The sequence below is a fragment of the Mesobacterium pallidum genome (genome assembly GCF_019966535.1).
GTDB classification, from domain to species: Bacteria; Pseudomonadota; Alphaproteobacteria; order Rhodobacterales; family Rhodobacteraceae; genus Mesobacterium; species Mesobacterium pallidum.
The window spans coordinates 251,483-278,175 of the sequence record NZ_JAIMID010000006.1 but is presented as its reverse complement, the minus strand read 5'-3'; the positions used below and the strand labels follow the sequence as shown (position 1 = coordinate 278,175).

The following is a 26,693-nucleotide window of genomic DNA, read 5'->3' as shown; positions in this document are numbered from 1 at the left end:
TCGTTTGCGACGTCGCTATGCACGTGTCTTAGGGCCTCACAGCGAAATCCGGCAGGCGGTAGCAACCGGGTGGTTACCCTTGACGCTGCAAGACAGTCGCATTGCCGCGCGCGGCGCCGGTTCGCCCTGGATGGGCTTTGACCCTATCGCGACGCGCCCATCAGCGAGGAAGGGCCTTCTTTCGTAGTCGCTTTCGCCCGATCTTGGCGGTGGCCGGAACCCGACGTTGCCGGCCACGGATGCCTTTGCTGCCAAAGCCTTCGCAGAAGCCGCTGCAGCCGCCTGGTCGAAACTCAATTGGGCGGAGCTGGAAAAAGGAGGACGCTGCGGTCCGGCGCATCCTGTATGCACTCAATGCGCTCAAGGTGCCGGATGCATAGCCCGCCGCATGCCATTTAGCGCCGTTGGCGCGCGATGCTGCCGACCTGAAGATCCGTATGCTGTCCAAGCTGAACGCCGAGGCCGTTGTCAGAGGTGATGGCCCGCATGTCGCCTCTGCTTCTGCTCGGCCCACCGGGGCGCAAAAAGAGGCGCCGGGCTGGTCTGCTCGGCGTGCACCTGGGAGTTCCGACCGCGATCATCGACGCGACCAGAAAGCCGGCCTCATTCGCGGTGAGCGGTTCCCGGCGCGGTTGGTCGAGCGCCGCGCCCGGTCTGGAGATTCAATCTGCCATGGCGTCCCGGGTCGCCAACCGGGTCAGCGCGATGGACGTGATCAAGAAGGCTGGGCCACGATAGTCTATCAGTGGGCGATCCTTCGAACCGGCCAAAGACCTTTTGCCCCTGCCGAAGAGGTCCATGGCGCAAAACCGGGCGTGCCCCTCCCTCTGAGTGAACCTCAACATGTCCCGGATCATCCGGGATCTGACGGCCAACCGCCTGCACAGGCTTTCGCAGCCGCTCCCAAGCCGCTGCCCGCCATCGGCGCTGTCCGCAATGTCGCCAGAGCACCTGACGAGGCTTTGCTGTCGCCCCGGCTGCATCATGGGTAATGACAGGGGACACGGGGTCGAACCGGGCCGACGGATTCTCGGGGTCGCGCCGAACCTGCCGGATCCAGCGGTGCAGCGTCGAAAAGCCGATCCCGACATCTGTGGCCACCGGCTTGCGCGGCAGCGCGCCGGGCAAAGACACGCGCACCGCATTTGCGCGAAGTTCCCCGGATGGAAGTGATGCCATCCGCGTCTCCCGTGCGGCAGGATACGGGGTCAAAGGCACGGCACGAAACCGGGACAGGTCCACTATCAAATCGCATGGAAAACGCGAAAAAACAGGGGAACCTGTTCTGCATGTCTCCTGTGGGTCTGACATGTTTTCGCCTGCTTTCCGGTTTGGCATCCTTGCCTTGTTGAGCCGATGAACCTCTTCTCCCTCGAAAACCGCGAGCGCAACGCGGACACCCGGCGCGTCTATGCCCTGTTCGAACTCGCCCACACCGCCGTCGATTTCGCCGCCGGGCTGATGTTCACACTGGGCTCCGTCCTTTTCTTCTGGCCGCAGACCGAAACCGCCGCCATCTGGCTCTTCACCCTCGGGTCGGTCTGCTTCATGGCCAAGCCCACGATCCGGCTCGCCCGAGAGGTGAAACTCTGGCGCATGGGCCAGATCGAGACCTTGGCGGACCGCGAAGAGGCGTGACCCTTTCCCCCGCCAAGGCTTTGCGGTAAGGCACCCTTCGATTGACACGACAATTGGCGGACGGGCGATGAAATTCACGCTGAGCTGGCTGAAAGAGCATCTCGACACCACGGCTTCGGTCGATGAGATCACCGAAGCGCTGACCGATCTCGGTCTCGAAGTGGAGGGGGTCGAGGACCCCGCCGCCCGCCTCAAGGGCTTTACGCTGGCAAAGGTTGTCCATGCCGAACAGCACCCCGATGCTGACCGGCTGCGGGTCTGCCGGGTGCAGACGGACGAGGGCGAAAAGCAGATCGTCTGCGGCGCGCCCAACGCGCGCGAAGGCATCACCGTCGTGCTCTGCAAGCCCGGCGATTACGTGCCCGGCATCGACGTCACGCTGAGCGTCGGCAACATCCGCGGCGTGGAATCGCACGGCATGATGGCCTCAGAGCGCGAGCTGGAGCTGAGCGACGAGCACAACGGCATCATCGAGCTGCCCTCGGGCGAGGTCGGGGACCTGTTCGTGGACTGGCTGGCCGCCAATGACCCGGCCAAGGTCGACCCGGTGATCGAGATCGCGATCACCCCGAACCGCCCCGATGCGCTGGGCGTGCGCGGCATTGCGCTGGACCTCGCGGCGCGGGGCCTTGGCACGATGAAACCGGCGAAAACAGCCGAGATCCAAGGCAGCTATCCCTGCCCGCAGAACGTGGTGATCGACGAGAGCGCGGCAAAGGACGGCTGCGAGGTCTTCGCCGGCCGGCTGATCAAGGGCGTGAAAAACGGCCCCAGCCCCGAGTGGCTTCAGACCAAGCTGCGCGCGATCGGCCTGCGACCGATTTCGGCGCTGGTCGATGTGACCAATTTCTTCACCTATGACCGCAACCGCCCGCTGCACGTCTTTGACGCCGACAAGGTCAAGGGCGATCTGCGGGTGCACCGGGCCGAGGGGGGCGAAAGCTTCACCGGGCTCGATGAAAAGGTCTACACCCTCGCCCCCGGCATGGTCGTCATCTCGGACGACAACGGCGTGGAATCGGTCGGCGGGATCATGGGCGGGCTCGACACCGGCTGCACCAACGAGACGGTGAACGTCTTCCTCGAGGCGGCCGTCTGGGACAACGTGCAGATCGCCACGACCGGGCGCGGGCTCAAGATCAACTCGGACGCGCGGTATCGCAACGAGCGCGGGATCGACCCGGCCTACAACATGCAAGCGCTGGACGATGCCACGCAGATGATCCTCGATCTCTGCGGCGGGGAGCCGTCGGAGGTGGTCGTCGCGGGCACCGTGCCGGATGTCAGCCGCGCCTACCGGCTCGACACCGACCGGGTGCAAAGCCTTGTCGGCATGGACATTCCTGCCGAGACGCAGCGCGCCACGCTCACGGTGCTGGGCTTCGTGATGGAGGGCGACATGGCCCATGTCCCGTCTTGGCGCCCCGACGTTCTGGGCGAGGCGGACCTGGTCGAGGAGGTCGCCCGCATCGCCTCGCTGACGAAACTCGAGGGCAAGCCGATGGCGCGCGCGCAGGCCGGCGTGCCGCAGCCGATCCTGTCGCCGATGCAAAAGCGCGAGCAGATCGCGCGGCGCACGGCGGCGGCGCTGGGCTACAACGAATGCGTGACCTACAGCTTCGTCGATGCCAAGTCGGCCGCGCTGTTCTCGGGCGGCACGGATGCGACCATGCTCGCCAACCCGATCTCGTCGGAGATGAGCCATATGCGCCCTGACCTGCTGGCGGGTCTCTTGCAGGCCGCCGCCCGCAACCAGGCGCGCGGCTTCAATGACATGGCGCTGTTCGAGCATGGCCCGGTCTGGGCGGGCGGTGAGCCCGAGGACCAGGGGCTGCAGATCGCCGGCCTGCTGGTCGGCCGCACCGGCCCCAAGGACGTGCATGGCGCGGCCCGCGCGGTCGATGTCTTCGACGCCAAGGCGGATGCCGAGGCGGTGCTGTCGGCCATCGGCGCGCCGGCCAAGGTGCAGATCCTGCGGGATGGTGCGGACTGGTGGCACCCGGGCCGTCACGGCCGCATCTGCCTTGGCCCCAAGAAGATGCTGGCCGTCTTCGGTGAACTGCACCCCAAGGTGCTGCGCGAGATGGACGTGAAGGGGCCGGCGGTCGCCTTCACCATCTGGCCGGCCGAGATCCCGCTGCCGCGCAGCGCCTCGCCCACGCGCCCCGCGCTGGCGATCAGCGATCTGCAGGCGGTCGAGCGGGATTTCGCGTTTGTGGTCGATGCCAGGGTCGAGGCGCTGACGCTGGTCAATGCGGCGGCCGGGGCCGACAAGGGGCTGATCGAAAGCGTGCGCGTCTTCGACGAGTTCGTCGGCGGATCGCTGGGCGAGGGCCGCAAGTCGATCGCCATCACCGTCCGCCTGCAGCCGCAGGACGCGACGCTGAAGGAAAAGGACATCGAGGCCGTTGCGGCGAAGATCGTCGAAAAGGTCTCCAAGGCCACCGGCGGCGAGCTGCGCGGCTGAGTGCGGTCCAATGGGGCGCGTCCGTGCGCTCCTGTTCAGACATCGGAAAGGCGGCGCCCCACCCGGGCGTCGCCTTTTGCGTCAGGGCTGGTCCAGCACCTCGTGCAGCGCGTGGATGCCGGGCATGGTGATGAACCCCGGCAGGCTGCGGATGGCGAAGATCCAGTCGCGGATCGCGGGATAGGGGTCGAGCGCGATCCCGCCATCGGGGGCCAGCGCGGCATAGGGAAAGCAGGCGATATCCGCGATGGTCGGATGCGGCGCGGCGAGGAAACTTTGCCCGGCGATCTGCCGCTCGGCCAGAGCCGTCTCGAGCTGGCGCAGCACCTGTTTCGCCCCCGCCCGCGCGGCGTCGATGTCGAGCGGTTTGCGCAGCATGTCGTGCAGGCGCGCCTCGCCCACCGTTGCGGTCAGCCGGTCGGCAAAGGCGAGCCAGCCGAGCACGCGGGCGAGCGTCTCGGGCTCGTCTGTGGGCAGCCAGCGGCCCGTGGGATCCTGCGTTGCCGCCAGCCAGCCGAGGATGGCCGAGGATTGGGTCAGCACGCTTTCCCCGGTCTCAAGAACAGGCAACGTGCCCGCCGGGTTCAGCGCGAGGAACGCGGGCGCCAGATGCGCCCGGCCGGGGTAGAAATCGACTGCCTGAACGTCCAGCGGGACCTCCAGCAGCGCCGCCAGCAGCCGCACCTTGTAGCAATTGCCCGACAGCGCGTAATCGTAGAGCGTCGCCATCAGAGCGCCTCCAATGTCGCGCCATAGGTCGCGCCGCGCGCCTTCAGCCAGCGCCGGTAGGCGACCGAGGTGAGGTCGGCGCGGGTCGGCACCTCCATCCGCGGGTCGAGTGGCAAGAGGCGCGGCACCTGGTTCTCGAGGATCGACCGGTCCTGCAGGAAGATCGTCTGCTGAAACTGGATCAGCGCTTCCTGCGGGGTCTCGTCGTCGAAGAGCGACATCCAGGGCCAGACATCGCAGAGCTCAGGCCCCAGGGGTTGGACGAAGATCGCGATCACGTCCCATTCGCCGGGCCGCGGCGGGCAGGTCTTGTACAGGACCGACACCATGGGGGCGGGGACGCGGTACATGTAGTCGGTCTCGATCCCGCCGGCGGCGGATTTGGCGGCTTGCGGCTGGTAGAAGCGGACCTTGGTGGCCCAGACCTCGGCGTCGCCCTCGGTGATCTCCACCTCGTAGCGGTAGACTTCGGTATGCGGCTCGGACCCCAGGATGCCGGTGTGGACAAAGGGAAAATGCGCGATGTCGAGAAAGTTCTCGACCGCCCGCAGGGGCGAGCAGGCGACGCGCACCGCGCCGCAGGGCACGGGGCGACGGCCGCTCTGATCGGCCTCGGGGAGGGCGAAGAGGTCGCGATCGGGTGTGCCGGGGCAAAGCCAGATGTGGTCGTAGCGGGTCTGGCATCGGCAGGGCGTGCCGTCCGGGCGGGTGGCCTGCCAGCCATCCGCCGTGCGGGTGACGTAGAAGGTCGCGCCCAGCAGCGTGGTGTCGAAGGCGTCCGGCGCGGTCACCTCCATCGCGACGCAGTACCAGTCGTTCAGCGTGACGGCGGGCAGGGCGGTGAGGTCGGTCATGCGGTCTGCCATTCCTCGACCTCGCGGCGCAGCGCTTCGGCGGCGCGGGACAGGGCGATGCGGTCGGTCGTGGACGTCTTAGGCGGCGTGGCGAGGTGCAGGACGGTCGTCCTGTCGTCCCAGGCCTGAAGCGCGGCGGCGGCGATGCCGAAGGGCACCAGGCCGTCCGCATCGGGCGTGCCGCCGAGATGCGCGCGCAGGGTGGCGAGGGGCACCTCGACATGCAGGCTGCGCAGGCCAAGGCGCGGGATCTCGGCGGGTGGATGCGCCGGGTCCCCGCCGACCCAGACGAAGCCGCCGGCCTCGATGCAGGGCGACGTGGGCACGCAGATCGACGCGGGGGGCACCAGGTCCGGATGGGCGGGGATGGCGGTGCAGGCACCGTCCGCCCCGTAGTGCCAGCCGTGGTAGAGGCAGGCCAGCTGTTCGCCCCGGACAAAGCCGTGCGACAGCCGCATGCCGCGGTGCGGGCAGCGGTTGTCCCAGGCGTGCACGGCGCCGCCGGCGCTGTGCCAGATCGCCAGCTCCTGCCCGCATACAAAACTGCGCATGACGCCGCCGCGGCGCAGGCCGGTGGCGGTCGAGACGGGGATCCAGTCGGTCATCGTCAGAACCTCCGCCCGAGGGCCGACATGGCCGCGGCGAAACCGGCGGGGGAGAGGGCGACCCGCTCGATCCCCTCCACCTGCACCTGGGCAGGGCCCAGCAGGCAGGCGACATGCAGCGCGTCGAGCAGGGGCGCCGGGCCCTTAACGGTCAGCGTGACGCGGCTCTCCGTCACCTCGGTCAGCCGCCCGGACAGCGACAGGCGCCGGGCGCGGTGCAGGATCCAGCCCGCAACATCCGCGCCGTCCAGGCGGCCGGTCAGGATCATCCGTTCTTGGCGGATCCCGGTGCCCGCAAGGGTGTCACATGCAAGGTCGATCGTCTTACCCTCCGGTCGGTTTCCGGCACATGCTGCGGCAGACGCGCGGGGAATGCACGCATCTGTCGCATGGGTCATCCTGCGGACGCGACGTGATGCCCGGAAAATGGCCGCCCTGGACTGTTTTCAAACTGCCTGATTTCACGGCGCGACGCCCAATTTCCGGGAGGTCGGCCCGTCCGGCCCCAGCCCCGCCCCCTGCGCGCCGGACGCCACGATTGCCGGAGACCCGACGCCCGGGCTTTCCATGGTCCGCCGCGCCTTCGCGGCCCACAAAGACCGCGCAGGACCAGACATGACCCGACACACCCCGACCGAAAGCCGCGCCCATGGGTTTTGACACCGTCATCCGCGGCGCGCGCGTCGTCACCTCGGGCGTCGTGTCGACCTGCGATATCGGCATCACCGCAGGCAGGATCGCTGCGCTGGGCACAGGCCTTGACGCGCCCGAGATCATCGACGCCACCGGTCTCATCGCCATGCCGGGCGGGATCGACAGCCACGTGCATGTCTCCCAGCCCTCCGGCCCCGGCGTCGAGATGGCGGACGATTTCGCCAGTGCCACCCGGGCTGCTGCCTGCGGCGGCAACACCTGCGTCATGCCCTTCTGCCTGCCCGAAGACGGCCAGACCCTGCGCGAGGCGGTCGCGGCCTACCTCGCCAAAGCCGAGGGGCAGTGCCTCACCGACGTCTCCTTCCACCTGATCGTGAAATCCGTGGACCCGGTGACACTGGGCCAGGACCTGCCGGCGCTGATCGCGCAGGGTATGACCAGTTTCAAGGTGTTCATGACCTACCAGGGGATGCGGCTGACCGATGCCGAGATCCTGCAGGTCATGGCCGTGGCGCGCGAGCAGGGCGCGCTGACGCTGGTTCATGCGGAGAACGAGGACGCCATCGAGTTCCTGCGCGACAAGGCGGAACGCGACGGGCGCATCCAGCCCGTCCACCACGCCCGCACCCGCCCCATCCCGGTCGAGCGCGAGGCGACCCACCGCGCCACGACGCTGGCCGAGGTCGCGGATGTGCCGGTCATGATCGTCCATGTCTCGAACGGCGCCGCGCTGGAAGAGATCGAGCGCGCCCAGGCCCGCGGCGTGCGCGTCTTTGCCGAGACCTGCCCGCAATACATCACGCTGACCGCCGATGACCTCGACCGTGCGGGGTTCGAGGGGGCGAAATGGGTCTGCTCGCCTCCGCCCCGCGACACGGGCGAGCAGGCGGCCATCTGGGCGGGGCTGGAACGCGGCGCCTTCGACGTCTTCTCGTCCGATCATTGCCCGTTCCGCTTTGCCGATCCGGCGGGCAAGGATGCGCCCGGGGCGCGGGCGTCCTTCCGTAACATTCCGAACGGCATTCCGGGGGTCGAGACGCGGCTGCCGATCCTGTTTTCCGAAGGGGTCAGCAAGGGCCGCATCAGCCTCGAGACCTTTGCCGCGCTGACCGCGACCAACCATGCGCGGATCTACGGCCTTGAAAGCAAGGGGTCGATCGCGGTCGGCAAGGATGCGGACATCGTGTTGTGGGACCCGACGCTGACCCGCCCGATCACCCAGGACGCCCTGCACCACGGGTCGGACTACACGCCCTGGGAGGGGTTCGAGGTCACCGGCTGGCCTGTCCGCACCATCCTGCGCGGCCAGACCGTCATGCTCGATGGCGACCCGGTCGGCACGGCCACCGGCCAGCACATCGCCCGCGCCAAGCCGGGGGTCACGCCATGAGATATGCGCCAGTGGACGGGCGCCGCATCGGCATGCTGACGCCCTCGTCGAACACCGTGCTCGAGCCCTATACCTCGGCCATGTTCGCGCCTTTCGGGCAGGAGGCCAGCGCGCATTTCGGCCGCTTCCGCGTGGTCGAGATCTCCATGTCCGAGGCCTCGCAATCGCAATTCACGCTCGAGCCGATCCTCGAGGCGGCCGAACGGCTGGCCGAGGCGCAGCCGCATCTGATCGCCTGGAACGGCACATCGGCCAGCTGGTTGGGGCTGGAAAAGGACCGCGCCCTCTGCGCCGCGATCACCGAGCGGACGGGGGTGCCCGCGACCTCGACGATCCTGGCCTATGACGCGCTGCTGCGGAAGATGGGGGTCAAGCGGCTGGGGGTCGTCACGCCCTATATCGAAGACATCGAAGCCCGCATGATCGCCAATTACGCCACCCAGGGCATCGAGGTGGTCAGCGCCGCGCGCCTTGATGACAAGGGCAATTACAGCTTTGCCACCTACCCGCCGGACCAGGTCGGCGCGATGGTCCGAGAGGTGGCAAAGGCCAAGCCCGACGCCATCGCCATCGTCTGCACCAACTTCCGCGGCGCGCCCGTCGCCGCGCAGATCGAGGCGGACACCGGCATCCCCGTGCTTGATTCCGTGTCGATCACGGCGGCGCATTGCCTGGCCGAGGTCGGGCTGGACCCGGCCCGCGTCACCGGCTGGGGCAGCGTCTTTGCCCGCGTCGCGGGCTGATGGGCTAACCCCCCGTCGCCTCGGCCACACAGGCCGAGATTTCCTGTATCAGCACCTTGGACACGGTGGTGCAGATCCGCGGCAGGCTGCGTTTGACGCTTACGGCCAGGCCGATGGACTGGCTGCGCACCTGCGCGTCCGAGATCGGGATCGCGACCAGCGTGCCCGCCTTCAGCTCGGCCGACGCATCGAGCTGCGAGGTCAGGGCCAGGTGCGTGCCCGCCCCGACCATCTGCTTGAGCAGTTGCAGCGAGTTCGTGACCACCGGCGGGCGGGCATCGGCGAACAGCCAGGTGTGCCGCGCCTCGAGCATCCGGCGGATCGCCAGCGCGCGGCTTTGCACGACCAGCGGGTAGGCGCGTACCTCCTTGATCTGGATGGAGTCTTTCTGCGCCACCGGGTGATCCGGCGCGCAGACGCAGACCAGCGGCAGATCGGCCGACCACAGCATGTGCAGGTCGCGCCCGGGCCGCAGGTTGAACCCCAGCGCGAGGTCGGCCATGCCGTCGTTCACCGCTGCGACCGCGTCGTCGGGGGTCATGATCTCGACCTCCATCTGCACGCGGGGATAGTCGCGGGCGATCGCGTCCAGCGCGCGGGGCAGGGGGCCGTTGGCAAGGCTGTCCATCGTCGCCAGCCGCACGAGGCCAAGGTCGACCCCCGCCATCTGCTTGACGTCCGACAGGATCGCGTTCTCGTCCGCGCGCCAGCGCCGCGACAGCACGATGAACATCTCGCCCGCCGCCGTCACCTCCATCCCCGTGCTCTGCCGGTCGAACAGCTGCACGTCCAGCCGGTCTTCGAGCAGCTTGATCTGACGGTCGATGGCCGAGGCCGAGATGCCGGTCGCGCGCGACGCGGCCTGGATCGACCCGTTCTCGGCCACCGCCTCGAGATACAGAAGAACGCGGGGAACAAGGTGCAGGGACATTGTCGGGCCCATCCTAATTTTTCGAATGGAGTGTGGAGTTTTATGTGATGGATTACAATGGGCCGAATCTCCTAACGTCGGTGTCAGCAACTAACGGACATCGACATGACACCCGCGATCAACACGCTGAACTCGGTTCGGCGCGAACAGGCTCTTGCGGCCCTGGCGCCCCTCGTCGAACGCTCCCCCTGGGTGGCGGAGGCGGCGGTGGACCAACGCCCCTTCGCCTCGGACGAGGCGGTCGCCGAGGCGCTGGTCGAGGTGATCCTGGCCGCCACGCCCGAACAGCGCCTGGCCATGTTCAACGTTCACCCCGAATTGTCGGGCAGCGAGGCGGCCGAGGGCCGGATGACCGCCGAAAGCACCTCGGAACAGGGCCGGCTGGGCCTGATCGGCCTGCCCCAGGCCGAGGCGCAGCGGCTGAAAGAGCTGAACGCCGCCTACCGCGCCCGCTTTGGCCATCCGTTCATCATCGCCCTGCACCGGGTGCCCGACCGCGCGGCCCTGTTCGAGACCTTCGAACGCCGCCTGGCCGCCACCCAGCTCGAAGAGCACACCTCAACGCTGGCCGAGATCGCATCGGTGATCCGGTCGCGCTGCCGCAACGCCTTTGGCGCGGCATCCGAAACCACCCTCTAAGCCACTCATATCAAACACGATCCCAGGAGAGACCAACATGAAACGCCAGATCTTCGCCCTTGCCACCTCTGTCCTCGCGCTGACGGCTGCCGCGCAGGCCGATACCATCCGCGTCGCGGGCAACTTTGCCACCGACCATTCCTCGTCCGTCGCGATGGAGATCTTCGCCGACAAGCTGACCGAGGTGTCGGGCGGCGAGTTCGAGGTCAACCTCTTCCCCGCCCGACAGCTGGGCGGCGCGGCCGAGAACGTGCAGGCCGTCAAGCTGGGCGCGGTCGAGATCATCTGGGTCGGCACCGCCTACCTGACCCGCACCGTCCCCGAGCTGGAAATCGTCGGCCTGCCGTTCCAGTTCGAGACCCGCGAAGCCGCGTTCAAGGTCGTCGACGGCCCGGTCGGTGACGCGCTGGACGAAAAGCTCGCCGCGCAGGACATCATGTCGCTGGGCTACATGGAGCTGGGCTTCCGCCAGATGACCAACTCGGTCCGTCCCATCGAGACACTCGAGGACATCGCCGGCCTCAAGATCCGCCTGCAGCCGAACGAGGCGCACCTTGCCACCTTCCGCGCGCTGGGCGCCAACCCGCTGGCGATGGACGTGAACGAGCTCTACTCCGCGCTCGAGCAGAAAGTGATCGACGGGCAGGAAAACCCCTTCTCGATCATCCAGGTCGCGGGCTACCCCGAGGTGCAGGAATACGTTTCGAATACCGGGCATTTCTTTGACTTCATCTCGGTCGTGGCGAACAAGAAATGGTTCGATGGCCTGAGCGAAGAGCAGCAGGGCTGGGTGACCGAGGCGATGGACACCGCCGTGGCCGAGCAGCGCAAGCTGGCCGCCGAACAGGATGGCGCCGCGCTGGCCAAGATCATCGAGATGGGCATGACCTACACCGAAGTTTCGCCGGAGCTGGCCGCCGACCTGCGCGAAACCGTGGCCGGTGTCGCCGCCGAGACCAAGGCGCGGCTCGACCCGGCGCTGGTGGAACTGCTCGACGCCGAAGTGGCGGCGATGTCGAACTGATCCGTCCATGAAGACGATCGTTCCCGCGATCCTCGCGCGCGCCGACACAGGCGCGCGCGTTGTCGCGATCATCGCCGCCGCGATCATGGTCTGCGTGGTGACCGCCCAGGTGGTCATGCGCTACGGCTTCAACGCCTCCTTCGACTGGGCCGACGAGGTCTCGCGCCTGGCGTTCGTGACCACGATCTTCGTCGCCATCCCTCTGGGCATCCGCGACGGCACCCATGTGGGCATCGACCTGCTTGTCGACCGCCTGCCGGTGCTGCCGCGCCGCTTGGTCAAGCGCTTCACCAGCGCGCTGGCCGGGGTGATGCTGCTGATCGTCACCTGGGCCACCTTCCAGGTCGCCGGCGCCACCTGGTCCGAGCGGATGGGCGCGATCAACGTCACCTCTGCCGTCTTCTTCTTTCCCGTCATCGCCGGGGTGCTGCATTCGGCGCTGCACCTTCTGCACATGGCGGCCGATCCGGACACGCAATTGCCATGAGCCTCGCCGTCATCGTCTGTTTCTTCGTCCTGGCGGCCCTTGGCATGCCGCTGGCCTTTTCCCTGGGCAGCGCGGCCATGTTCGGGCTGTGGCTGGCGGATTTCGACCCGTCCATCATGCCGAGCCGCATGATGAACGCGGTCAATTCCTTCCCGCTGATGTCCATTCCGCTGTTCATGATCGCCGGAGAGCTGATGCTGAAGGGCGGGATCATGGATCGGCTCGTGGACTTCGCCAACGCCTTCATCGGGCGGATGCGCGGCGGGCTGGCGCAGGTGTCGATCATCGCGGGCGCCGGGCTTGCCTCGGTCTCGGGCGCCGCTGTCGCCGATGCCTCGGCGCTCAGCTCCACCCTCGTGCCTTCGCTGAAAAAGCAGTACGGGCTGGGCTTTTCCTCGGGCGTCGTCGCGGCGGCCGCCAACCTTGGCCCGATCATCCCGCCCTCCGGGGCGATGATCGTCTATGCCTTCATGGCCGGGTCCACCGTGTCGGTCGGCGGGCTGTTCATGGCCGGCGTGGTGCCGGGGCTGATCCTGTTCCTCGCGCTGATGGCGATCTGCTGGTTCATCTCTTGGAAGCGCGACTACCCGCTGGCCGGGGACGGCTTCAGCCTGGCGAACGCCCTGCGCGAGACGCGGCGGTCGGTCATCGTCTTCATGATGCCGGTCGTGGTCATCGGCGGCATCGTCATCGGCGCCTTCACCCCGACCGAGGGCGCGGCCATCGGCGTGGTCTACGCGCTGGTCATCGGGTTCTTCATCACCCGCAAGCTGAGGCTCTCGGACCTGCCCGAGGTGCTGCTGACCGCCGCCAAGACCACCGCCATGGTCGGCGCGATGATCGCCTTTGCCTCGACGGTCACATTCCTCTTCACCATCGACCTCTTGCCGATGAAACTGGCCGGCACGATCAAGGGGATCACCGACAGCCCGCTGATCTTTCTCTGCCTCGTGGCGGTGATGATGCTGGTGGTGGGCATGTTCCTGGAATCGAACGCCGCCAACATCATGCTGGTGCCGCTGTTCCACCCGATCGCACTGCAATTCGGGATCGACCCGCTGCATTTCGGGTTCCTCTTCGTGCTGAACCTGGTGATCGGGATGCTGACGCCGCCGGTGGGGGTGATCCTCTTCGTGGTCTGCGGGATCACGGGGGTGAAGATGACCGAGCTGGTGCGCGAAAGCTGGCCCTTCATCGCGGCGATGTACGCGGTGTTGCTGCTGTGCATGCTGTTTCCGGGCGTGGTGACGGCGCTGCCGCGTGCGATGGGCTATTGATGCGGATCCTGCTGATCAATCCGAACACCTCGCAGGTCTTGACCGACAAGCTGGACCGCGCCGCCCGCGCGGTCCTGCCGCCGGATGTGGAGCTGGTCTCGGTCACGGCCGAGGAGGGCTTTCCCTACATCTCCTCCCGCGCCGAGGCGGCCTGTGCCGGGGTCGGCGTGCTGGACGTGCTGGCGCGGCGGGGCGCGGAGGTCGATGCCGCCGTGATCGCCGCCTTCGGAGACCCGGGGCTTCTGCCCGCGCGCGAGGCGTTCGACCTGCCGGTCACGGGCATGACCGAGGCGTCGATGCTCTCGGCCTGCATGCTGGGGCAACGGTTTGCCTTCGTGACCTTCACGCCCCGGATGGCGCCCTGGTACAACGAGCAGGTGCGGCAGGCGGAGCTGTCGGCCCGCTTTGCCGGGACCTTCACGCCCGATGTGCCGCTGGGCAATATCGGCGAGATCGACAGCGACTTGCGCGGGCCATTGGTGGCGGAATGCCACCGGGCGGTGGCGGCGGGGGCCGACGTGCTGATCCTGTCCGGCGCGCCCCTGGCCGGGATGGCGCCGAGCCTGCGCACAGAGGTCGATGCCGTGCTGATCGACCCCGTTCAGGCGGCAGTGTTGCAGGCTGCTGCGCTGGTCCGATTGGCTCCGCTGGGGGCGTCGGGGGGCAGCTACCGGCGACCGCCGGGTAAGCCCTCGACCGGGTTGCCGGCGGCATTGGCCAAGCATATTGCACGAGACGAATAGCTCGTTAGCGATTTCGGAGCGGAGCCGTGCAACGTCGGGCCGCGGTGCGGCGATCCAACCGATGTGGGGGGCACTTTATCCCGGCCAAATCCGAAAGACCTGCGAAGGAAGCGCTCAGCCTCACGAAATCGCCGGACCGTCCCGCCATAGGCGGGCCAAAATAACTCGGCGCACCTTTGGTGCGACGGGCGGCCCGTCATGTCGGAGACATGCCTCCGGCATGATGCGCGGCGGCCTGCGGCCTTGATTCCGCGCGGGTGCGCATTGGAAGTGATGCGCCTCTCGGACGAAAGCGCGGCTAATCTCCCCGCATCAACCGCATCAACACCGGGTCCACCCCCGTCATCTCCACGCCCGACGCCCGCGCATAGCTCCCGGCCGTCGCCTTCGGCAGCCCCAACCGCACCAGCATCTCGGCCATGCAGACCGCCGCCCCGACCGGAGAGATCACCGGCACCGGCACCTGGGGCTGAATACGCCGCGCCATGCCCTCCATCGACCCCGCGCCCAACACGATGGCATCGGCCCGGTCCTCGGTCACTGCCGCCTGCGCCAGCGCCACGGCCGTGGCATCGGCGCGGGGCTGGTCCTCGGTCAGCTCGGTTCCCGTCAGGCCGATGTCGCGGATCGACACGACGCGCGCCGCAAGGCCCGTCGCGGCCACCGTCTCTTCGGTCATGCGGCGGGCCGGATCGCCGATGGACAGGATCGCCATGCTCTGCCCGACCAGCGACGCGGCGGCGAGCCCCGCCTCTCCGGTCGCGATCAGCGGCACAGGGCAGAGCTCCTTGGCCGCCGCCGTGACCGCAGGCACGATGAAGGCGCCGACGATCACCGCGTCATGGCCGTCGTAATTCTGTGCGAGCGCTGTCAGCAGCGCGTGCCCGGCCACCGCCGCTTCGCCCCGGGTCGAGATATAGGCCGACCCGAAGGGTGCCGAGCAGACGTCGATCACCGTTCCCGCCGCGGCGATGCGGCGGGCCTCGGTGGCCATCACCTCGGCCATCGCCTGGGAGGTGTTCGGGTTGATGAAGAGGATCCGCATGGCTCAGCCCGCCGCCAGCGCCGGGTTCGCCTGAACGGCGGCAAAGATCTCGGCCGGGGTGGCGCACCAGACGCCGTCCATCGCGGCGATCTGGGCCAGCGCCTCGGCCACCGGGCGCAGGCGCCAAGGCTGGCCGGTGATGAAGCTGTGCAGCACCACGCTCATGACGACCGGGTGCCTGGACAGGCTGAGCTCCGCCGCCTCGTCCCGCAGCATGGCGGCAAAGCTGCGCGCATCGGCCTGGCGGCCCACCATGGTCGTGCTGTCGTTCAATTCGGCGGCGTAGGGTATGGCGAGCATCCGGCCCGCGCCCGTGTCCAGCCACACCGGCTGGTCGTCGAGCCGCAGGTCGAGCAGGTAGCGATAGCCCGCCCCCGCAAGGCTGGCCAGCGAGGTCGGCGTATGCACCAGCCAGGGCGAAGACCAACCGCCGGGCGCCGCGCCTTCCTCTGCCGTGATCCGTCCGGCGACCTTGGCGACGTAAGCGGCCTCCGTGCCTGCGGGCAGGTCCGTCAGGCTGTCGGAGTTCGACAGCCCATGCCCCACGATCTCGGCCCCCACGGCGCGGGCGGCAACCAGCACCTCGGGCGCCTCGTCGTAGAGGTTGGTGTTCAGCAGAACGGCAGGCCGGATGCCGATGCCCGCCAGCCGGTCGAACAGGCGAAACGCGCCCGCCCGGTTGCCGTAGTCGCGCCAGGCCGCGTTGACGAGGTCGGGCGCGGCGCCGCGCGGCAGGATGTCTTCGGTCATGCCCTCATCGGGCCGGTAGCTCTCGACCCCCACCGCGACCCAGAGTGCTATGCGCGCGCCGTTCGGCCATGTGCCTTCGGGCCGGGTCGGCAGGGCCGAATAGCTCCACGGTAACGTCATGCGAGCCCCTTTCGCAGCTTGCGGGTCATGCCGACGTCGCGCGCCACGGCGCGGTCGTGCATGGCGCGGTAGACCGGCAGCAGGTCCGCGACCTCGTCGGCGGCGCGGCGCAGCACGGGGGCGAGGCCGGTGAAGACCTCGCGCGCCTCGGCCAACAGCGCTGTCTCGTCCACCGAGGTCACCTGGCCGCCCTCGGCTACCACGCGGCCCGCGACCATGGTCAGGCGGACCGAGCTGCCGGTTTCGACATGCACCAGTTGGCGCACCACGTCGTTCATCGGCAGAAAGGCGAGTGTCGACAGGTCGACCAGCACGAGGTCCGCCGGCGCGCCGGGCGCCAGCGTGCCCAGCCCCGGCCGCCGCATCGCGTGACCGCCGCCAACCGTTGCAGCGCGCAGCACCTCGCGGGCCGAGGGCCAGAGGTCCGGGTCGTCGCCCGACAGCGTGTGGATCATGCCGGCCGTCTTCATCACTGACCACATGTTGATGGCGTCATCGGCAATCGCCTCGTCCACCCCCAGGGCGACCGGGATACCTCGGTCCAGCATCTCGCGCAGGGGCATCACGCCAGAACCGAGCCGCAGGTTGCTGATCGGGTTGTGGGCCACGTTGGCGCCGGTTTCAGCGATGAGGTCGAGGTCGACCTCGTCCACCCAGATCGCGTGGATGACCTGCATCCGTTCGCTGAGGAGCCCGAGGTCATGGGTGTAGCGCACCAGCGACCGGCCGCCGAATTTCTCGTATCCCAGCACCCGTTGCAGGCGGGTTTCCAGCATATGGGCAAAGACCGGCAGGTCATGGGCGCGGCTGATCCGGTCGAGCGCGGCGAAGTAATCCATGCTGACCCGCTGCGGGGCGGAACAAGAGACGGCGGCGCCGATCCGGCCACCCGCGGCGCCGTGCCAGCGCGTGACGAGGTGGTCGTAAAGCGCCAGCAGGTCGGTGGCGGTCAGCTTGGGGCGGCGGGCCAGTTTAACCTGCATCGCCTCAGGCGCGAGCCGGTCGAGAAAGGGCAGCTTCTCGAGCTCGGACAGTTCCGGCTCGTCCAGCGCCAGCGTGGCGCGGATGCCGCTGTCGGCATAGGCCTGGGCGACGGAGTCGATGATCTCGGGCGTGGGTTCGGGGACGAAGAAGCAATCGTCCATCACCGCTGTCGTGCCGAGGCGCAGCATCTCGATGCAGCCTAGCATGGTGCGCAGGTAGGCCTGCCGGGGCGTGGGGCGCAGGGTTTCCAGCGCCGGGCTTTCGTAAAGCATGAAGAGCTCGAGCGGCAGGCAGGGCAGCCGGCCCTTCATATGGTTCACGGAAGAATGGAAATGCGCGTTGACGAGGCCGGGCATCAGCAGGTCGCCCTTGCCGTCGATGACCGTGGCGCCATCGGGGACCGGGGCGCCCGGCGCCGTCATGCGACCATCGAGGACCAGCAGGTCGGTGGCCGAACTCATGCCCTCTGGCGCGTCGAGATCCAGCAGGTGGACGTTGCGGAAGAGGGTCGCGGTCATGCCGGTCCTCCGATCAGCGCGGCGAGGGCGGGGGAGAGGCCGATGCTGCCGTCGATGGGGCGGGGTTTTTGCTGTCCGGTGTCGCCCGCGGCGATGCGGCCCAGACACAGCGCCAGCGCCGCCGCGCCGTCGTGGACGGGCAGGGCGGCTAGCGGCGCGATCCGTTCGGCCATGCCGACCACCGCCGCGCCGAGGATGATCACCGATCCGGCCCCGGCGACGGCGAGCCGCGCGACGGCCTCAAGCACCGCCGCGTCGCGGGCTTTCGCATCGAGGTAATCGGCGCGGGTGGCGAAATCGACCACCTCCCACGCCGCGGGCGTGCAGCCGTAGCCGGAGAGTAGGCGGGCGTAGAGCGGTTGGCTCGATGCGCCGAAGATCACCACGCCGACGGGGTCGGTCGCGGCGGTCAATGAGGCCTCGGTCAGGCCCACGACGGGGACGGGCAGCAGCTCCGACAATGCCCGCAGGGCAGAGTCGAAGGAGATTGCGAGGATCACGCCATCCACCCCGCCCGCATGTTCGGCTGCGAGGTCCAGCGCGGCGTGGCAGGCGATGAGGTTCTCGGCCTCGGTCGTCACGATCCGCGCGCCGAACCGGCCGGTGACGCCGTCGATCTGCACCTCCGGGGCGAGGCGGCGCAGCTCGGCCACCACCGCCTCGGTCACCTCTTCGGACGTGTTGGGATTGATCGCCAGCAGGCGCATCACAGCAGCCCCGGAAAGATCGCGATCAGCGCGACCACGGCGAGGATGCAGCAGAGGAACGGCAGCACGCCCAGGATCACCGTGCCGACCTGTCCCCGCCCGCGCACGCTTTGCGTGACGTAGAGGTTCATGCCGACCGGCGGGGTGATCAGTGCCAGTTCGCACATCATGACAAGGAAGATGCCGAACCATACGCTGTCGTAGCCCAGATGCGTGACCACCGGCAGCACCACCGGGATCGTCGCGATCATCATCGCCAGCGCGTCGAGGAAGCAGCCGAGGATGAGGTAGAGCGCGACCAGCAGCATCAGCATCACCACCGGCCCCACCTCGAGCCCCGAGACGAAAGCCGAGACCTGCCCGGGCACACCCAGCACGCCGAGGATGAAGTTGAGGTAGAAGGCCGCGACCAGGATCAGCAGCGTCATGGCGGTGGTGGTGACGGTCGACAGCATGGCTTCGCGCATCATGGACCAGGTGAGCGAGCGGTAGCTGGCCGTCAGCACCAGCGCGCCGATGACGCCGACGCCCGCCGCCTCGGTCGGGGTGGCAAAGCCAAGGTAGATCGAGCCCATGACCAGCACGAAGATGGCGAGCGGCGGCAAGAGGTCGCCCAGCCGCTTGCGGCGCTCGGGCCAGGGGGCCATGCGCTCAGGTCTCCCGGCCACGGCGGGGTTCAGCAGGCTGGCGACGATGATCACGCCCATGAAGGCCAGCGCCAGCACGATACCGGGCAGGATGCCCGCCAGGAACAGCGCCCCGATCGAGGTGTTGGTGATCGCGCCGTAGATGATGAGGTTGATCGAAGGCGGGATCAGGATGCCCAACGTCGCGCCCGAGGCGACGCTGCCGGCCACCCAGGCCTCGGAATAATTCTGTCGGCGGAAGGTCGGAAAGGCCACCGTGCCGATGGTCGCCGCCGTTGCCACCGACGAGCCCGAGATGGCGGCAAAGACCGTCGAGGCGGCGATGTTGGTGTGCAGCAGGCCCCCGGGCAGGGGCCGCGTCCAGTCGGCCAGCGCGCGGTACATGCGTTCGGTCACGCCGCCACGCACCAGGATCTCTCCCATCAGGACAAACAGCGGGATGGCGACCAGCAGGAAGTTGTTCAGCGTCCCCCACATCATCGTGCCGAAGGGCCGCAGCATCGCGTCGCCAAAGAACAGCCAGGCCCCGGTCAGCGCGACGGTGAAGAGCGCGGTGGCGATGTGCTGGCCGATGAACAGCAGGAACAGCAGCAACGCAAAGCCGATGGCGGCGCCTTCAATGCCCAGCATGGCCGGCCCCTTCCGTTTGATCGACGTAATGGCCGACTTCCTCGTCGACGGTGGGCGGGCCGTAGAGCGATTCGACCGCCGCCGGGTCGCGGCGCAGCAGGATCAGCCCGTGCAGCGTGGTCAGGCAGGCAACCAGCGCAAAGATCGCGGTGCCCGCGACCCAGACCGCCTGCGGCACCCACAGCGGGGTCTGCAGCGGCGTATTGGTCACGGCGCCGAAGCGGATGGTTTCCGACAGCTCGCCCCAGGCATGCCAGGTCATGAAGATCCCCAGCGCCGCGATGCTGGCCTGCGCCAGCACGTGCAGCCCGGCCCGGACCCGCGCCGGGAAGAGCCGCAGGAAGATGTCGATCCTCGGGTGGCCGCGATTGAGCAGCGTCAGCGACAGGCCAAGCGAGCCGACGAAGGCCAGCACGTAGCCGCCCAGTTCGTCCGTGCCCTGGATTGAGGCGCCGAAGACGTCCCGCCCGACGATATCGACAAAGATCAGAACCGCGAGGATCGTGACCGCCGCGCCCGCGACAAGCGCGAGCGCGAGGGCCAGACCCCGGGCCAGCCCGAGGACCTGTGTCATGCGCCGTTACTCGAGCGTGATGGTCAGGCCGCGCGCGGCGCCGACGGTCGAGTTCCAGAGTTCGACGCAGCCCTCGTAGGACGCCTCGCAGCGCGCGCCCCATTCGGGCAGGATCTTGGTGGCCGCGATCTCGCCGACCTTGGCCTTGTCCGCGTCGGTCACGGGCACCAGCGTCATGTCATAGGACGTGTAGATCCCCTCGGGGCATTCGGCGCCGGTCGAACAGCCCTGCGCGGTGCCGTTGGTGGTGATCGCCAGTTCCCACAACGCGGTCTCGAGGTCGGCCATGACCGTCTCGAAGGCTTCGCGCGTGTCGGCGTCGAGGCCGTTCAGCCAGTCGAGGTTGACCATATGCGCCTGCACCGAGCCCGAGACCGACAGCGGGTAGAGGTGCGTCGTGACTTCCGGCCACTTGCCGGTGTTGGACGAGGTCGGCGAGGTCACGCCGCAGGAGGCGACGCCGCGTTGCAGGGCCGGGTAGACCTCGGGGAACGACAGGGTGACGGGAGTCGCGCCCAGCTCTTCCAGCAGGGTCGACATCGAGGCGGTGAAGGACCGCACCTTGAGCCCGTCGAGATCGGCGAGCGAGGTCATGTCGGCGCTGCACAGGAACACCTGCGGGCCGAAGGGCCAGATCGCCATGGCCTTGGCGCCGAACTTCTCGCCCAGCCGCGCGTTGAAGGCATCGCGGTAGGCGTCCACGGCGGCCTTGAGGTCGGTCATGTCGGTCGAGACGCCAATGAGGTCGATGCCTTCAAGGAACGGGTCGTCCTTGGCCGCGCTGCCGACCTGCACGGTGGCCAGATCGAACGCGCCCGAGCCGACGAGGCGCAGCGCATCGGCGAGGTTCACGCCCAGTACCTGGAATTCGTTGCGGGTGACCTCGAACCCGGCTTCGCCGGCGGCCTCGATCGCGGCGATCTCGGCGGGGTATTGCGCGGCGCTTTCCTGGCTTTGCGTCAGCCAGCGCAGCGATTGCGCATCGGCGGTGGTGGCCAGCATCAGGCCGACGGCGGCGGCCAGCGACAGGGCGGATAGGCGGGGCATGGGGGACACTCCTCTGGGTCTGCGTCAATGGGTCCGGGCGCCCACCCCGATGATGTCGAAGCAGGCACTTGCCCCGTCAGCGGAGGCATTAATTGTTAACAATTCAAATTTATTTTGCGCACAATTTTCGCGCTTTGTCCGGGTATTTCCGGGCAGAATCGGAAAATTTCCAAAAGATAACAGATGGTTGCTGATCTTTGGGCAGGGATCGCCGCCGGGGAAGGTGCCATTGCACGCCGCGGCGCCCATGCCTAAGATTCACGCAGCACGCACCCGGAGCCAGCCAGATGGCGCGACTGAACGCAGCAGAAACGCAAGTCTACGACCGAATCCGCAGCGCCATCGGCGACCGGCAGTTGCTGCCCGGCCAGCGCCTGCGCGAGGTCGAGCTGTGCCGGATCTTCGACACGACGCGCGGGACCATCCGCAAGGTGCTGGCGCGGCTGGCCTTCGACGGGCTGGTCGATCACCAGCCGAACCGCGGCGCCTCGGTCGCGCAGCCGACGGTCAAGGATGCCGCCGACCTGTTCGTCGCGCGCCATTGCATCGAGCGGGCCATCGCCCGCGAGGCCGCTGCCCGGATCGACGACGCCTCGGCGGCACATCTGCGCGCGCATATCGACAAGGAGCGCGCCGCGCATGACGCCGGCGACCGCCAGCGCATGATCGCCCTCTCGGGGGAATTCCACCTGCTGCTGGCGCAGATCTCGGGCAACACGGTCCTGCGCCGCTACCTCGCCGACCTGGTGGCGCGGGAATCGCTGATCATCCAGCTGTACGAAAAGCCCGACCAGGGCAGTTGCTCACACGGCGAACATGCCGGGATCGTCGAGGCCCTGCTGGCCGGGAACGAGGCTGCCCTGGATGCGGTCATCGCCGCGCATATCGACGGGATCGCGTCGAGCCTGGATCTCGAGCCGGTGCATCCCGCCCGGCCGAGCCTCGAGGAGGTCTTCGGCAGCCGGTGACGCCCCCGGGGTGACGCGGGTCCTACGCGGCGCCGGGCTGCCCGCCCAGCGTCGCCAGGTAGGCGCGCGCCTCGCCTTCGCCCTCGAGTTTGATCCTGGTGCCGTCCACTGCCCGGCCGTGCATCACGACGCGATGTCACGAGAGCGGATCAGCAGGTGCAGCGGCCCCCTGGAGCCGCGATACCGGATGTTCACGGCCAGCGTCTTCTGGCGGCAGGATAGGGTGCTGAAGTGGTGCACGGTCCAGACGGGGCCAACCTGCCGCAGGAGGCTTTCGACGACCCCGGTCGTCTGTCGGAGCACCGTGCCGAAGAGCCCGGGGTTCCGCCTGTTCAGGGCTGAATCGATCCACGGGATCAATAGCGGGACGCCCTTCACCCTTCATCGAAAGCCAGGTCTGGATGGCGGCATCGCCATAGGTCAGTTGCCGGCCACGCCTGCTTGTCGGTACGGCTTCCCAGCTTATACCGGGGTCGAACCGGATCGTCAGCGAGCCCCGACGCTTGAGCGCTTCGTCAAGGCTGGCCAGTTTCTGGTCCTGTAGGTCGGGGGTGCCGGGCTACTCATGCATCCCCGGCTACCGCACTGGATTCACGAAATGAATCCCTTGCACGATTTGTGCAATAGGGCCGCGTCTACCTACAGTGCTCTCCTTGAAAGGCCACTCAGGGCCAGACCTGCCACGCCGATCTATCCGCGGCTCATGAGGGTTCCTTCTACCGCAAACGTCATGGCGTCAAAGCCTGCTCACCGGGGTGAAAGACCCGCGCCGGATCGCAACCACCATGACCGATGCAGTGATCTGCATCGCGGCGACCCGGGGCAACCATCGTCACGCCAGATTAACCGGAAAAGTGTTCCGGAGGCGGGGCGTCCCATTATGTGGCTGCAAGTTTCTGAGAGTTTGATGCTGGCTGGGGTGGTAGGATTCGAACCTACGGTACGCGGTACCAAAAACCGTTGCCTTACCACTTGGCTACACCCCAACGTGGGCGGCTATGTAGAATCCTCCTGCGCGCTCCGCAAGACCTGAAATCACGAATCCGGGACGAATCTTGCCGAAGGTCGCGCGGCGCTCATTCCGTGGGGGCGTCGCGGGCCAGCAGGTCTTCGACGTCGTCCTTGCGTTCCTGGTCCACGATCGCCTCGAGCTCGTGCTCGGCCTGGGCCTGCACGTCCATGGCGTGATCGGGCCGGGCGGGCAGGGGGGCGACCGGCGCGGGTGCCGTGTCCTCGAGCCCCGCGCCGCCGGCGCCGATCAGGCGCAGGGTGGGCTCGGGCATGGCGATTCCGGCCTCGGTCAGCGCGGACATGCACAGCCGGATCGCCTCGCCCCGGGCTGCCACCAGAGAGGTCTGCGTCTGGTCGATCCAGCCGATCAGCCGCAGCGTGACCGTGCTGTCGCCCACCCCGTCGATCCAGGCGTCGGGCGCGGGGGTCGCGAGGGTGAAGGGCAGGGCCGTCAGCGTCTGCTGCGCCACCTGCACGGCGCGTTTCAGGTCACTGTCGGGCGCGAGGCCCAGGTCGAAGAGGAACCGCCGCTCGGCGTTGCGGGAGTAGTTGACGATGCGGCTCTTGAACACGGTCGCGTTGGGTATGCGGATGTGGTTGCCGTCATAGCTCAGCAGGATCGTCGCGCGGCTGGTCAGGCGGATCACCTTGCCCTCGTCGCCGTTGATCTCGACCGCGTCGTTGGGCCGGAAGGGCTGGCGCACCGACAGCAGCACCGAGGCGATGAAGTTCTCGACCGTGTCGCGCACGGCGAAACCGATGGCAAGGCCGACGATCCCCGCCGCGCCAAGGATGGTCGACAAGAGCGCCGTGGCGTTCAGCACGTCAAGCGCGATGACCAGCCCCGCGATGCCGAAGACCAGCCGCACCACCTGCCGGTAGATGTCGGCGATGAAGGCATTGGGGGCGAGCCGTTCCCAGGGCTGGCGCATGCGGGCCAGCAGCAGCCCGATCAGCAGCACCAGCAGGAAGACCGCCGCGGCGATGGCCAGCAGCGGCAGGGCGATGACCAGCTGCGTGGCCCGGGTCCGGAACCGCTCGAGCGCCGGGTTCAGGCGGCGCACCACGTCCGCCGTCTCGACCACCTCGTTCTCGATCGCCACGACGCCCTGCACCCGGGCCACCAGCTCGTTCAGCCGCTGGGCCGAGGCGGTGTCGAGCGTGGTGCCGCGCAGCGTCACGATGCCCGAACTGACCGAGACGGTGATGTCCTCGTAGCCGTCGAGCTCGTGCAGGATGTCGCGGATGCGCACCGCGATGGCGGCGTCCTGCTGGGCGCTGTCCGCGACCTCGATCGTGCCTTGCGGCTGGTTCTGCGCGGAAACGGCGGGGGCCAGCAGGGCGCCGGCAAGCATGAGGTAAAGGAGTAGGCGGCGCATGGGTCTGAATTCAATTGGATATTCCGGCATGTTACTGCATCCTTCCGATGCGGCAAGGAAATAGGGGATACCGATGACCGATTACGACCAGCTGATCGACGCCGAGACCTGGGCCTTCATCCGCAAGACCGACAGCTGCTACCCGCCCGATGCGGTCGGCCTCGACATCGCCGGGCAGCGGCGGGTCTACGACGCCATGTGCCGTGCCTTCTTTGCCGGCTATCCCGACGGGCTGTCGGTGCGCGACCTTGCCGTTGGCGGCGTGCCTTGCCGGCTCTACGCGCGCGGCGCGCCCGAGGCGACGGTGGTCTATTTCCATGGCGGGGGCTTCGTGGTCGGCGGGCTCGACAGCCACGACGACGTCTGCGCCGAGATCTGCGACCGCACCGGGCTGCGAGTGCTGGCGGTCGACTACCGACTGGTGCCCGAGCATCCGCACCCGGCGCCTTTCGACGATAGCCTGGCCGCGACCCGGGCGGCGGCCGCGCTTTGGCCCGGCACGCTGCTGCTGGCGGGCGACAGCGCGGGGGGCAACTTGGCTGCCGCCGTGGCCCATGCGGCACGGGCCGGGGGGCCACGGATCGACGGGGTGGTGCTGATCTACCCGGGGCTGGGTGGCGAGATGACCCGGGGCTCGTATCTCGACCATGCCGAGGCGCCGATGCTGACGACCCGCGACGTGGCCTTCTACGCGCAGGTCAAGGGGGCCACGCGCGACGATGATCCCACCCACGCGCCGCTGCGCGACACCGACTTCTCGAACCTGCCGCCGACACGGATCTGGGTCGCCGAATGCGACCCGCTGGCCGATGACGGCACAGCCTACCTTGCCCGGTTGCAGGCGGCGGGCGTCCCCGCAAGGCTGACCGTCTCGCGGGGCCTCGTGCATGGCCACCTGCGCGCGCGCCACAGCGTCACCCGCGCCCGCGCGGCCTTTGACGAGGTGATCGCGGGGCTGGTCGAACTGGCCGCCTGACACCCGCGCGGTTTCCCCACGGACGCTTTCGGACCCTGTCCGGCTTGCGCGGTTTCCCCATCCCCTGGCCGCGTCACCTGGTTTCGATGTGATCCACAGTGCGGCGTGAAATCCCGATATTGTCCGCCCCGCGCCCCAGTGCTGCCCGAATTCACCGCCATACCTGACCGCCAAGGAAATAGCAGAGGTGCTGGTATGGACCGTCTGACGGAAATGGAAGCCTTTGCCACCGTGGTGGACCAGGGCGGCTTTACGGACGCGGCAAAGAAGATGGGGATATCGAAATCCGCTGTCTCGAAACACGTGTCCTCGCTGGAAGCCCGCCTTGGCGCGCGGCTTCTGAACCGGACGACGCGCCGCGTCAGCCCGACCGAGATCGGCCTGGCCTACTACGACCGGGCCCGACGTGTGCTGAACGACGCGGGCGAAGCGGATGCGCTGGTCACCTCGATGCAATCCGCGCCCTCGGGCCTGTTGCGCATCTCGGTCGCCACCGATTTCGGCGTGAACCACCTGAGCCCGGTGCTGGGAACCTTCCTGGCCGAGTTCCCGGATATCACCGTGAACATGGTGCTCAACAACCGCTTCGTCGAGCTGATCTCGGAAGGCTTCGACATGGCCATCCGCATCGGAGAGCTCGAGGACAGCACCCTGCGCGCCCGCAAGCTGACCGAAACGACCAAGCGCATGATCGCCTCGCCGGGCTATTTGCAGAAATTCGGCCGCCCGTCCAAGATCGACGACCTCAATGACCACAAGCTGCTGCACTATTCCAGCCAGTCCTCGGGCAACGTCTGGAAAGTCACCGCGCCCTCGGGCGAAAAGCGCCAGATCCGCACGGCCGGCTGGCTTAGCGTCAACGACGGCCAGAGCCTGCTGAACGCCTGCACCGCCGGCCTTGGCATCGCCTACCTGCCCAGCTTCCTTTATTCCGAGGCGATGGAGCGGGGCGAGGTCGTGGACGTGATCCCGGACCTGCCGGTCGAGACCCAGGGCATCTACGCGGTCTACCCGCCGGGCCGGTTCACCCAGCCCAAGGTCCGCGCCTTCATCGATTTCCTCGTGCACGAATTTGGGGACAAAGGGCCCGCGGACTGGTAAGCCCGGGCATTCTTGCAAAGAGGACAGGCCCTGCGCTTTGGCGCGGGGCCCTTTT

25 protein-coding genes, 1 tRNA gene and 1 pseudogene are annotated in these 26,693 nt (G+C 68.0%); 12 read left to right on the top strand and 15 right to left on the bottom strand.

The genetic code is table 11. The annotated features are described in order from the left end of the window. Positions 1–1,356 precede the first annotated feature (1,356 nt). Both MF270_RS11555 and pheT read left to right on the top strand, forming a co-directional pair. Positions 1,357–1,638, top strand: a complete 282-nt coding sequence (locus MF270_RS11555; protein ID WP_238366034.1) for a YrhK family protein — start codon at positions 1,357–1,359, stop codon at positions 1,636–1,638. Positions 1,639–1,705: 67 nt separating this feature from the next. Beyond that, positions 1,706–4,105, top strand: a complete 2,400-nt coding sequence (gene pheT / locus MF270_RS11550) for a phenylalanine--tRNA ligase subunit beta (RefSeq protein WP_238366033.1) — start codon at positions 1,706–1,708, stop codon at positions 4,103–4,105. 81 nt (positions 4,106–4,186) lie between these two features. Here pheT and MF270_RS11545 read toward each other — a convergent pair whose 3' ends face one another. From MF270_RS11545 to MF270_RS11530, 4 genes are read right to left on the bottom strand one after another with little or no spacing between them, the layout of a single operon-like run. Next, entirely contained in the window at positions 4,187–4,834 is a 648-nt protein-coding gene (locus MF270_RS11545; RefSeq protein ID WP_238366032.1) for a glutathione S-transferase family protein, read from the bottom strand. Continuing rightward, positions 4,834–5,688, bottom strand: coding sequence for an aromatic ring-hydroxylating oxygenase subunit alpha (locus MF270_RS11540; RefSeq protein WP_238366031.1), 855 nt, complete (start codon positions 5,686–5,688; stop codon positions 4,834–4,836). Before MF270_RS11540 ends, MF270_RS11545 begins: the two co-directional genes overlap by 1 nt. Further along, on the bottom strand, positions 5,685–6,293 hold the full coding sequence (locus MF270_RS11535; RefSeq protein ID WP_238366030.1) for a Rieske (2Fe-2S) protein: 609 nt from the start codon (positions 6,291–6,293) through the stop codon (positions 5,685–5,687). The genes MF270_RS11540 and MF270_RS11535 overlap by 4 nt, the downstream gene beginning before the upstream one ends. A gap of 2 nt (positions 6,294–6,295) precedes the next feature. Further along, positions 6,296–6,562, bottom strand: a complete 267-nt coding sequence (locus MF270_RS11530; RefSeq protein ID WP_238366029.1) for an acylphosphatase — start codon at positions 6,560–6,562, stop codon at positions 6,296–6,298. A gap of 380 nt (positions 6,563–6,942) precedes the next feature. On the opposite strand from MF270_RS11530, the gene hydA reads away from it, so the two are divergent. Beyond that, the gene (gene hydA, locus MF270_RS11525) at positions 6,943–8,337 is read left to right on the top strand and encodes a dihydropyrimidinase (RefSeq protein ID WP_238366028.1); all 1,395 of its coding nucleotides are present in this window, start codon (positions 6,943–6,945) and stop codon (positions 8,335–8,337) included. Then, the gene (locus MF270_RS11520) at positions 8,334–9,080 is read left to right on the top strand and encodes a maleate cis-trans isomerase family protein (RefSeq protein ID WP_238366027.1); all 747 of its coding nucleotides are present in this window, start codon (positions 8,334–8,336) and stop codon (positions 9,078–9,080) included. Before hydA ends, MF270_RS11520 begins: the two co-directional genes overlap by 4 nt. A gap of 4 nt (positions 9,081–9,084) precedes the next feature. Here MF270_RS11520 and MF270_RS11515 read toward each other — a convergent pair whose 3' ends face one another. Then, on the bottom strand, positions 9,085–10,011 hold the full coding sequence (locus MF270_RS11515) for a LysR family transcriptional regulator (protein WP_238366026.1): 927 nt from the start codon (positions 10,009–10,011) through the stop codon (positions 9,085–9,087). Positions 10,012–10,116: 105 nt separating this feature from the next. Between MF270_RS11515 and uraD the strand changes: the two genes are divergently transcribed. From uraD to MF270_RS11490, 5 genes are read left to right on the top strand one after another with little or no spacing between them, the layout of a single operon-like run. Beyond that, positions 10,117–10,650: a 2-oxo-4-hydroxy-4-carboxy-5-ureidoimidazoline decarboxylase gene (gene uraD / locus MF270_RS11510; protein WP_238366025.1), complete on the top strand. Its 534-nt coding sequence runs from the start codon at positions 10,117–10,119 to the stop codon at positions 10,648–10,650. Positions 10,651–10,687: 37 nt separating this feature from the next. Beyond that, a complete protein-coding gene (locus MF270_RS11505) occupies positions 10,688–11,674 on the top strand; it encodes a TRAP transporter substrate-binding protein (RefSeq protein ID WP_238366024.1) in 987 nt (328 codons plus the stop codon). Positions 11,675–11,681: 7 nt separating this feature from the next. After that, on the top strand, positions 11,682–12,161 hold the full coding sequence (locus MF270_RS11500; RefSeq protein ID WP_238366023.1) for a TRAP transporter small permease: 480 nt from the start codon (positions 11,682–11,684) through the stop codon (positions 12,159–12,161). After that, on the top strand, positions 12,158–13,438 hold the full coding sequence (locus MF270_RS11495; RefSeq protein WP_238366022.1) for a TRAP transporter large permease: 1,281 nt from the start codon (positions 12,158–12,160) through the stop codon (positions 13,436–13,438). The genes MF270_RS11500 and MF270_RS11495 overlap by 4 nt, the downstream gene beginning before the upstream one ends. Beyond that, the gene (locus MF270_RS11490) at positions 13,438–14,181 is read left to right on the top strand and encodes an aspartate/glutamate racemase family protein (protein WP_238366021.1); all 744 of its coding nucleotides are present in this window, start codon (positions 13,438–13,440) and stop codon (positions 14,179–14,181) included. The genes MF270_RS11495 and MF270_RS11490 overlap by 1 nt, the downstream gene beginning before the upstream one ends. A 298-nt stretch (positions 14,182–14,479) precedes the next feature. Here the strand turns inward: MF270_RS11490 and MF270_RS11485 are convergent, their stop codons facing one another. The 7 genes from MF270_RS11485 to MF270_RS11455 are packed head-to-tail and all read right to left on the bottom strand — an operon-like array spanning position 14,480 to position 21,203. Further along, the gene (locus MF270_RS11485) at positions 14,480–15,226 is read right to left on the bottom strand and encodes an aspartate/glutamate racemase family protein (RefSeq protein ID WP_238366020.1); all 747 of its coding nucleotides are present in this window, start codon (positions 15,224–15,226) and stop codon (positions 14,480–14,482) included. Between the two features lie 3 nt (positions 15,227–15,229). Continuing rightward, positions 15,230–16,096 (bottom strand): polysaccharide deacetylase family protein, encoded by an 867-nt coding sequence (locus MF270_RS11480; RefSeq protein ID WP_238366019.1) that lies wholly within the window; start codon positions 16,094–16,096, stop codon positions 15,230–15,232. Further along, positions 16,093–17,598, bottom strand: coding sequence for an amidohydrolase family protein (locus MF270_RS11475; RefSeq protein ID WP_238366018.1), 1,506 nt, complete (start codon positions 17,596–17,598; stop codon positions 16,093–16,095). The genes MF270_RS11480 and MF270_RS11475 overlap by 4 nt, the downstream gene beginning before the upstream one ends. After that, positions 17,595–18,305 carry an aspartate/glutamate racemase family protein gene (locus MF270_RS11470; protein WP_238366017.1) on the bottom strand — a complete coding sequence of 237 codons (711 nt, stop codon included), beginning with the start codon at positions 18,303–18,305 and terminating at the stop codon, positions 17,595–17,597. Before MF270_RS11470 ends, MF270_RS11475 begins: the two co-directional genes overlap by 4 nt. Next, entirely contained in the window at positions 18,305–19,582 is a 1,278-nt protein-coding gene (locus tag MF270_RS11465) for a TRAP transporter large permease (RefSeq protein WP_238366016.1), read from the bottom strand. Before MF270_RS11465 ends, MF270_RS11470 begins: the two co-directional genes overlap by 1 nt. Then, entirely contained in the window at positions 19,569–20,156 is a 588-nt protein-coding gene (locus tag MF270_RS11460) for a TRAP transporter small permease (protein ID WP_238366015.1), read from the bottom strand. The genes MF270_RS11465 and MF270_RS11460 overlap by 14 nt, the downstream gene beginning before the upstream one ends. Before the next feature lie 6 nt (positions 20,157–20,162). After that, positions 20,163–21,203 carry a TRAP transporter substrate-binding protein gene (locus MF270_RS11455; RefSeq protein WP_238366014.1) on the bottom strand — a complete coding sequence of 347 codons (1,041 nt, stop codon included), beginning with the start codon at positions 21,201–21,203 and terminating at the stop codon, positions 20,163–20,165. Between the two features lie 287 nt (positions 21,204–21,490). On the opposite strand from MF270_RS11455, the gene MF270_RS11450 reads away from it, so the two are divergent. Then, entirely contained in the window at positions 21,491–22,171 is a 681-nt protein-coding gene (locus MF270_RS11450; protein WP_238366013.1) for a GntR family transcriptional regulator, read from the top strand. 132 nt (positions 22,172–22,303) lie between these two features. On the opposite strand, the pseudogene MF270_RS11445 reads toward MF270_RS11450, so the two are convergent. The 3 genes and pseudogenes from MF270_RS11445 to MF270_RS11435 form a co-directional block, all read right to left on the bottom strand. Then, positions 22,304–22,738 (bottom strand): annotated as a pseudogene (locus MF270_RS11445) (transposase); the annotation flags it as partial. A 344-nt stretch (positions 22,739–23,082) separates the two neighbouring features. Beyond that, a tRNA-Gln gene (locus MF270_RS11440) sits at positions 23,083–23,157 on the bottom strand. 90 nt (positions 23,158–23,247) lie between these two features. Then, positions 23,248–24,561 (bottom strand): mechanosensitive ion channel family protein, encoded by a 1,314-nt coding sequence (locus MF270_RS11435; protein WP_238366012.1) that lies wholly within the window; start codon positions 24,559–24,561, stop codon positions 23,248–23,250. Positions 24,562–24,634: 73 nt separating this feature from the next. On the opposite strand from MF270_RS11435, the gene MF270_RS11430 reads away from it, so the two are divergent. Both MF270_RS11430 and MF270_RS11425 read left to right on the top strand, forming a co-directional pair. Beyond that, positions 24,635–25,537: an alpha/beta hydrolase fold domain-containing protein gene (locus MF270_RS11430; RefSeq protein WP_238366011.1), complete on the top strand. Its 903-nt coding sequence runs from the start codon at positions 24,635–24,637 to the stop codon at positions 25,535–25,537. 195 nt (positions 25,538–25,732) lie between these two features. After that, positions 25,733–26,638: a LysR family transcriptional regulator gene (locus tag MF270_RS11425; protein ID WP_238366010.1), complete on the top strand. Its 906-nt coding sequence runs from the start codon at positions 25,733–25,735 to the stop codon at positions 26,636–26,638. The last annotated feature ends 55 nt before the right edge of the window (positions 26,639–26,693 follow it).

What these genes read in the sequence shown, in the direction of transcription:
- MF270_RS11555 (WP_238366034.1), top strand. Translation starts at nt 1,357, where the DNA reads ATGAACCTCTTCTCCCTCGAAAACCGCGAGCGCAACGCGGACACCCGG.
- pheT (WP_238366033.1), top strand. Translation starts at nt 1,706, where the DNA reads ATGAAATTCACGCTGAGCTGGCTGAAAGAGCATCTCGACACCACGGCT.
- MF270_RS11545 (WP_238366032.1), bottom strand. Translation starts at nt 4,834, where the DNA reads ATGGCGACGCTCTACGATTACGCGCTGTCGGGCAATTGCTACAAGGTG.
- MF270_RS11540 (WP_238366031.1), bottom strand. Translation starts at nt 5,688, where the DNA reads ATGACCGACCTCACCGCCCTGCCCGCCGTCACGCTGAACGACTGGTAC.
- MF270_RS11535 (WP_238366030.1), bottom strand. Translation starts at nt 6,293, where the DNA reads ATGACCGACTGGATCCCCGTCTCGACCGCCACCGGCCTGCGCCGCGGC.
- MF270_RS11530 (WP_238366029.1), bottom strand. Translation starts at nt 6,562, where the DNA reads ATGATCCTGACCGGCCGCCTGGACGGCGCGGATGTTGCGGGCTGGATC.
- hydA (WP_238366028.1), top strand. Translation starts at nt 6,943, where the DNA reads ATGGGTTTTGACACCGTCATCCGCGGCGCGCGCGTCGTCACCTCGGGC.
- MF270_RS11520 (WP_238366027.1), top strand. Translation starts at nt 8,334, where the DNA reads ATGAGATATGCGCCAGTGGACGGGCGCCGCATCGGCATGCTGACGCCC.
- MF270_RS11515 (WP_238366026.1), bottom strand. Translation starts at nt 10,011, where the DNA reads ATGTCCCTGCACCTTGTTCCCCGCGTTCTTCTGTATCTCGAGGCGGTG.
- uraD (WP_238366025.1), top strand. Translation starts at nt 10,117, where the DNA reads ATGACACCCGCGATCAACACGCTGAACTCGGTTCGGCGCGAACAGGCT.
- MF270_RS11505 (WP_238366024.1), top strand. Translation starts at nt 10,688, where the DNA reads ATGAAACGCCAGATCTTCGCCCTTGCCACCTCTGTCCTCGCGCTGACG.
- MF270_RS11500 (WP_238366023.1), top strand. Translation starts at nt 11,682, where the DNA reads ATGAAGACGATCGTTCCCGCGATCCTCGCGCGCGCCGACACAGGCGCG.
- MF270_RS11495 (WP_238366022.1), top strand. Translation starts at nt 12,158, where the DNA reads ATGAGCCTCGCCGTCATCGTCTGTTTCTTCGTCCTGGCGGCCCTTGGC.
- MF270_RS11490 (WP_238366021.1), top strand. Translation starts at nt 13,438, where the DNA reads ATGCGGATCCTGCTGATCAATCCGAACACCTCGCAGGTCTTGACCGAC.
- MF270_RS11485 (WP_238366020.1), bottom strand. Translation starts at nt 15,226, where the DNA reads ATGCGGATCCTCTTCATCAACCCGAACACCTCCCAGGCGATGGCCGAG.
- MF270_RS11480 (WP_238366019.1), bottom strand. Translation starts at nt 16,096, where the DNA reads ATGACGTTACCGTGGAGCTATTCGGCCCTGCCGACCCGGCCCGAAGGC.
- MF270_RS11475 (WP_238366018.1), bottom strand. Translation starts at nt 17,598, where the DNA reads ATGACCGCGACCCTCTTCCGCAACGTCCACCTGCTGGATCTCGACGCG.
- MF270_RS11470 (WP_238366017.1), bottom strand. Translation starts at nt 18,305, where the DNA reads ATGCGCCTGCTGGCGATCAATCCCAACACGTCCGAAGAGGTGACCGAG.
- MF270_RS11465 (WP_238366016.1), bottom strand. Translation starts at nt 19,582, where the DNA reads ATGCTGGGCATTGAAGGCGCCGCCATCGGCTTTGCGTTGCTGCTGTTC.
- MF270_RS11460 (WP_238366015.1), bottom strand. Translation starts at nt 20,156, where the DNA reads ATGACACAGGTCCTCGGGCTGGCCCGGGGTCTGGCCCTCGCGCTCGCG.
- MF270_RS11455 (WP_238366014.1), bottom strand. Translation starts at nt 21,203, where the DNA reads ATGCCCCGCCTATCCGCCCTGTCGCTGGCCGCCGCCGTCGGCCTGATG.
- MF270_RS11450 (WP_238366013.1), top strand. Translation starts at nt 21,491, where the DNA reads ATGGCGCGACTGAACGCAGCAGAAACGCAAGTCTACGACCGAATCCGC.
- MF270_RS11435 (WP_238366012.1), bottom strand. Translation starts at nt 24,561, where the DNA reads ATGCGCCGCCTACTCCTTTACCTCATGCTTGCCGGCGCCCTGCTGGCC.
- MF270_RS11430 (WP_238366011.1), top strand. Translation starts at nt 24,635, where the DNA reads ATGACCGATTACGACCAGCTGATCGACGCCGAGACCTGGGCCTTCATC.
- MF270_RS11425 (WP_238366010.1), top strand. Translation starts at nt 25,733, where the DNA reads ATGGACCGTCTGACGGAAATGGAAGCCTTTGCCACCGTGGTGGACCAG.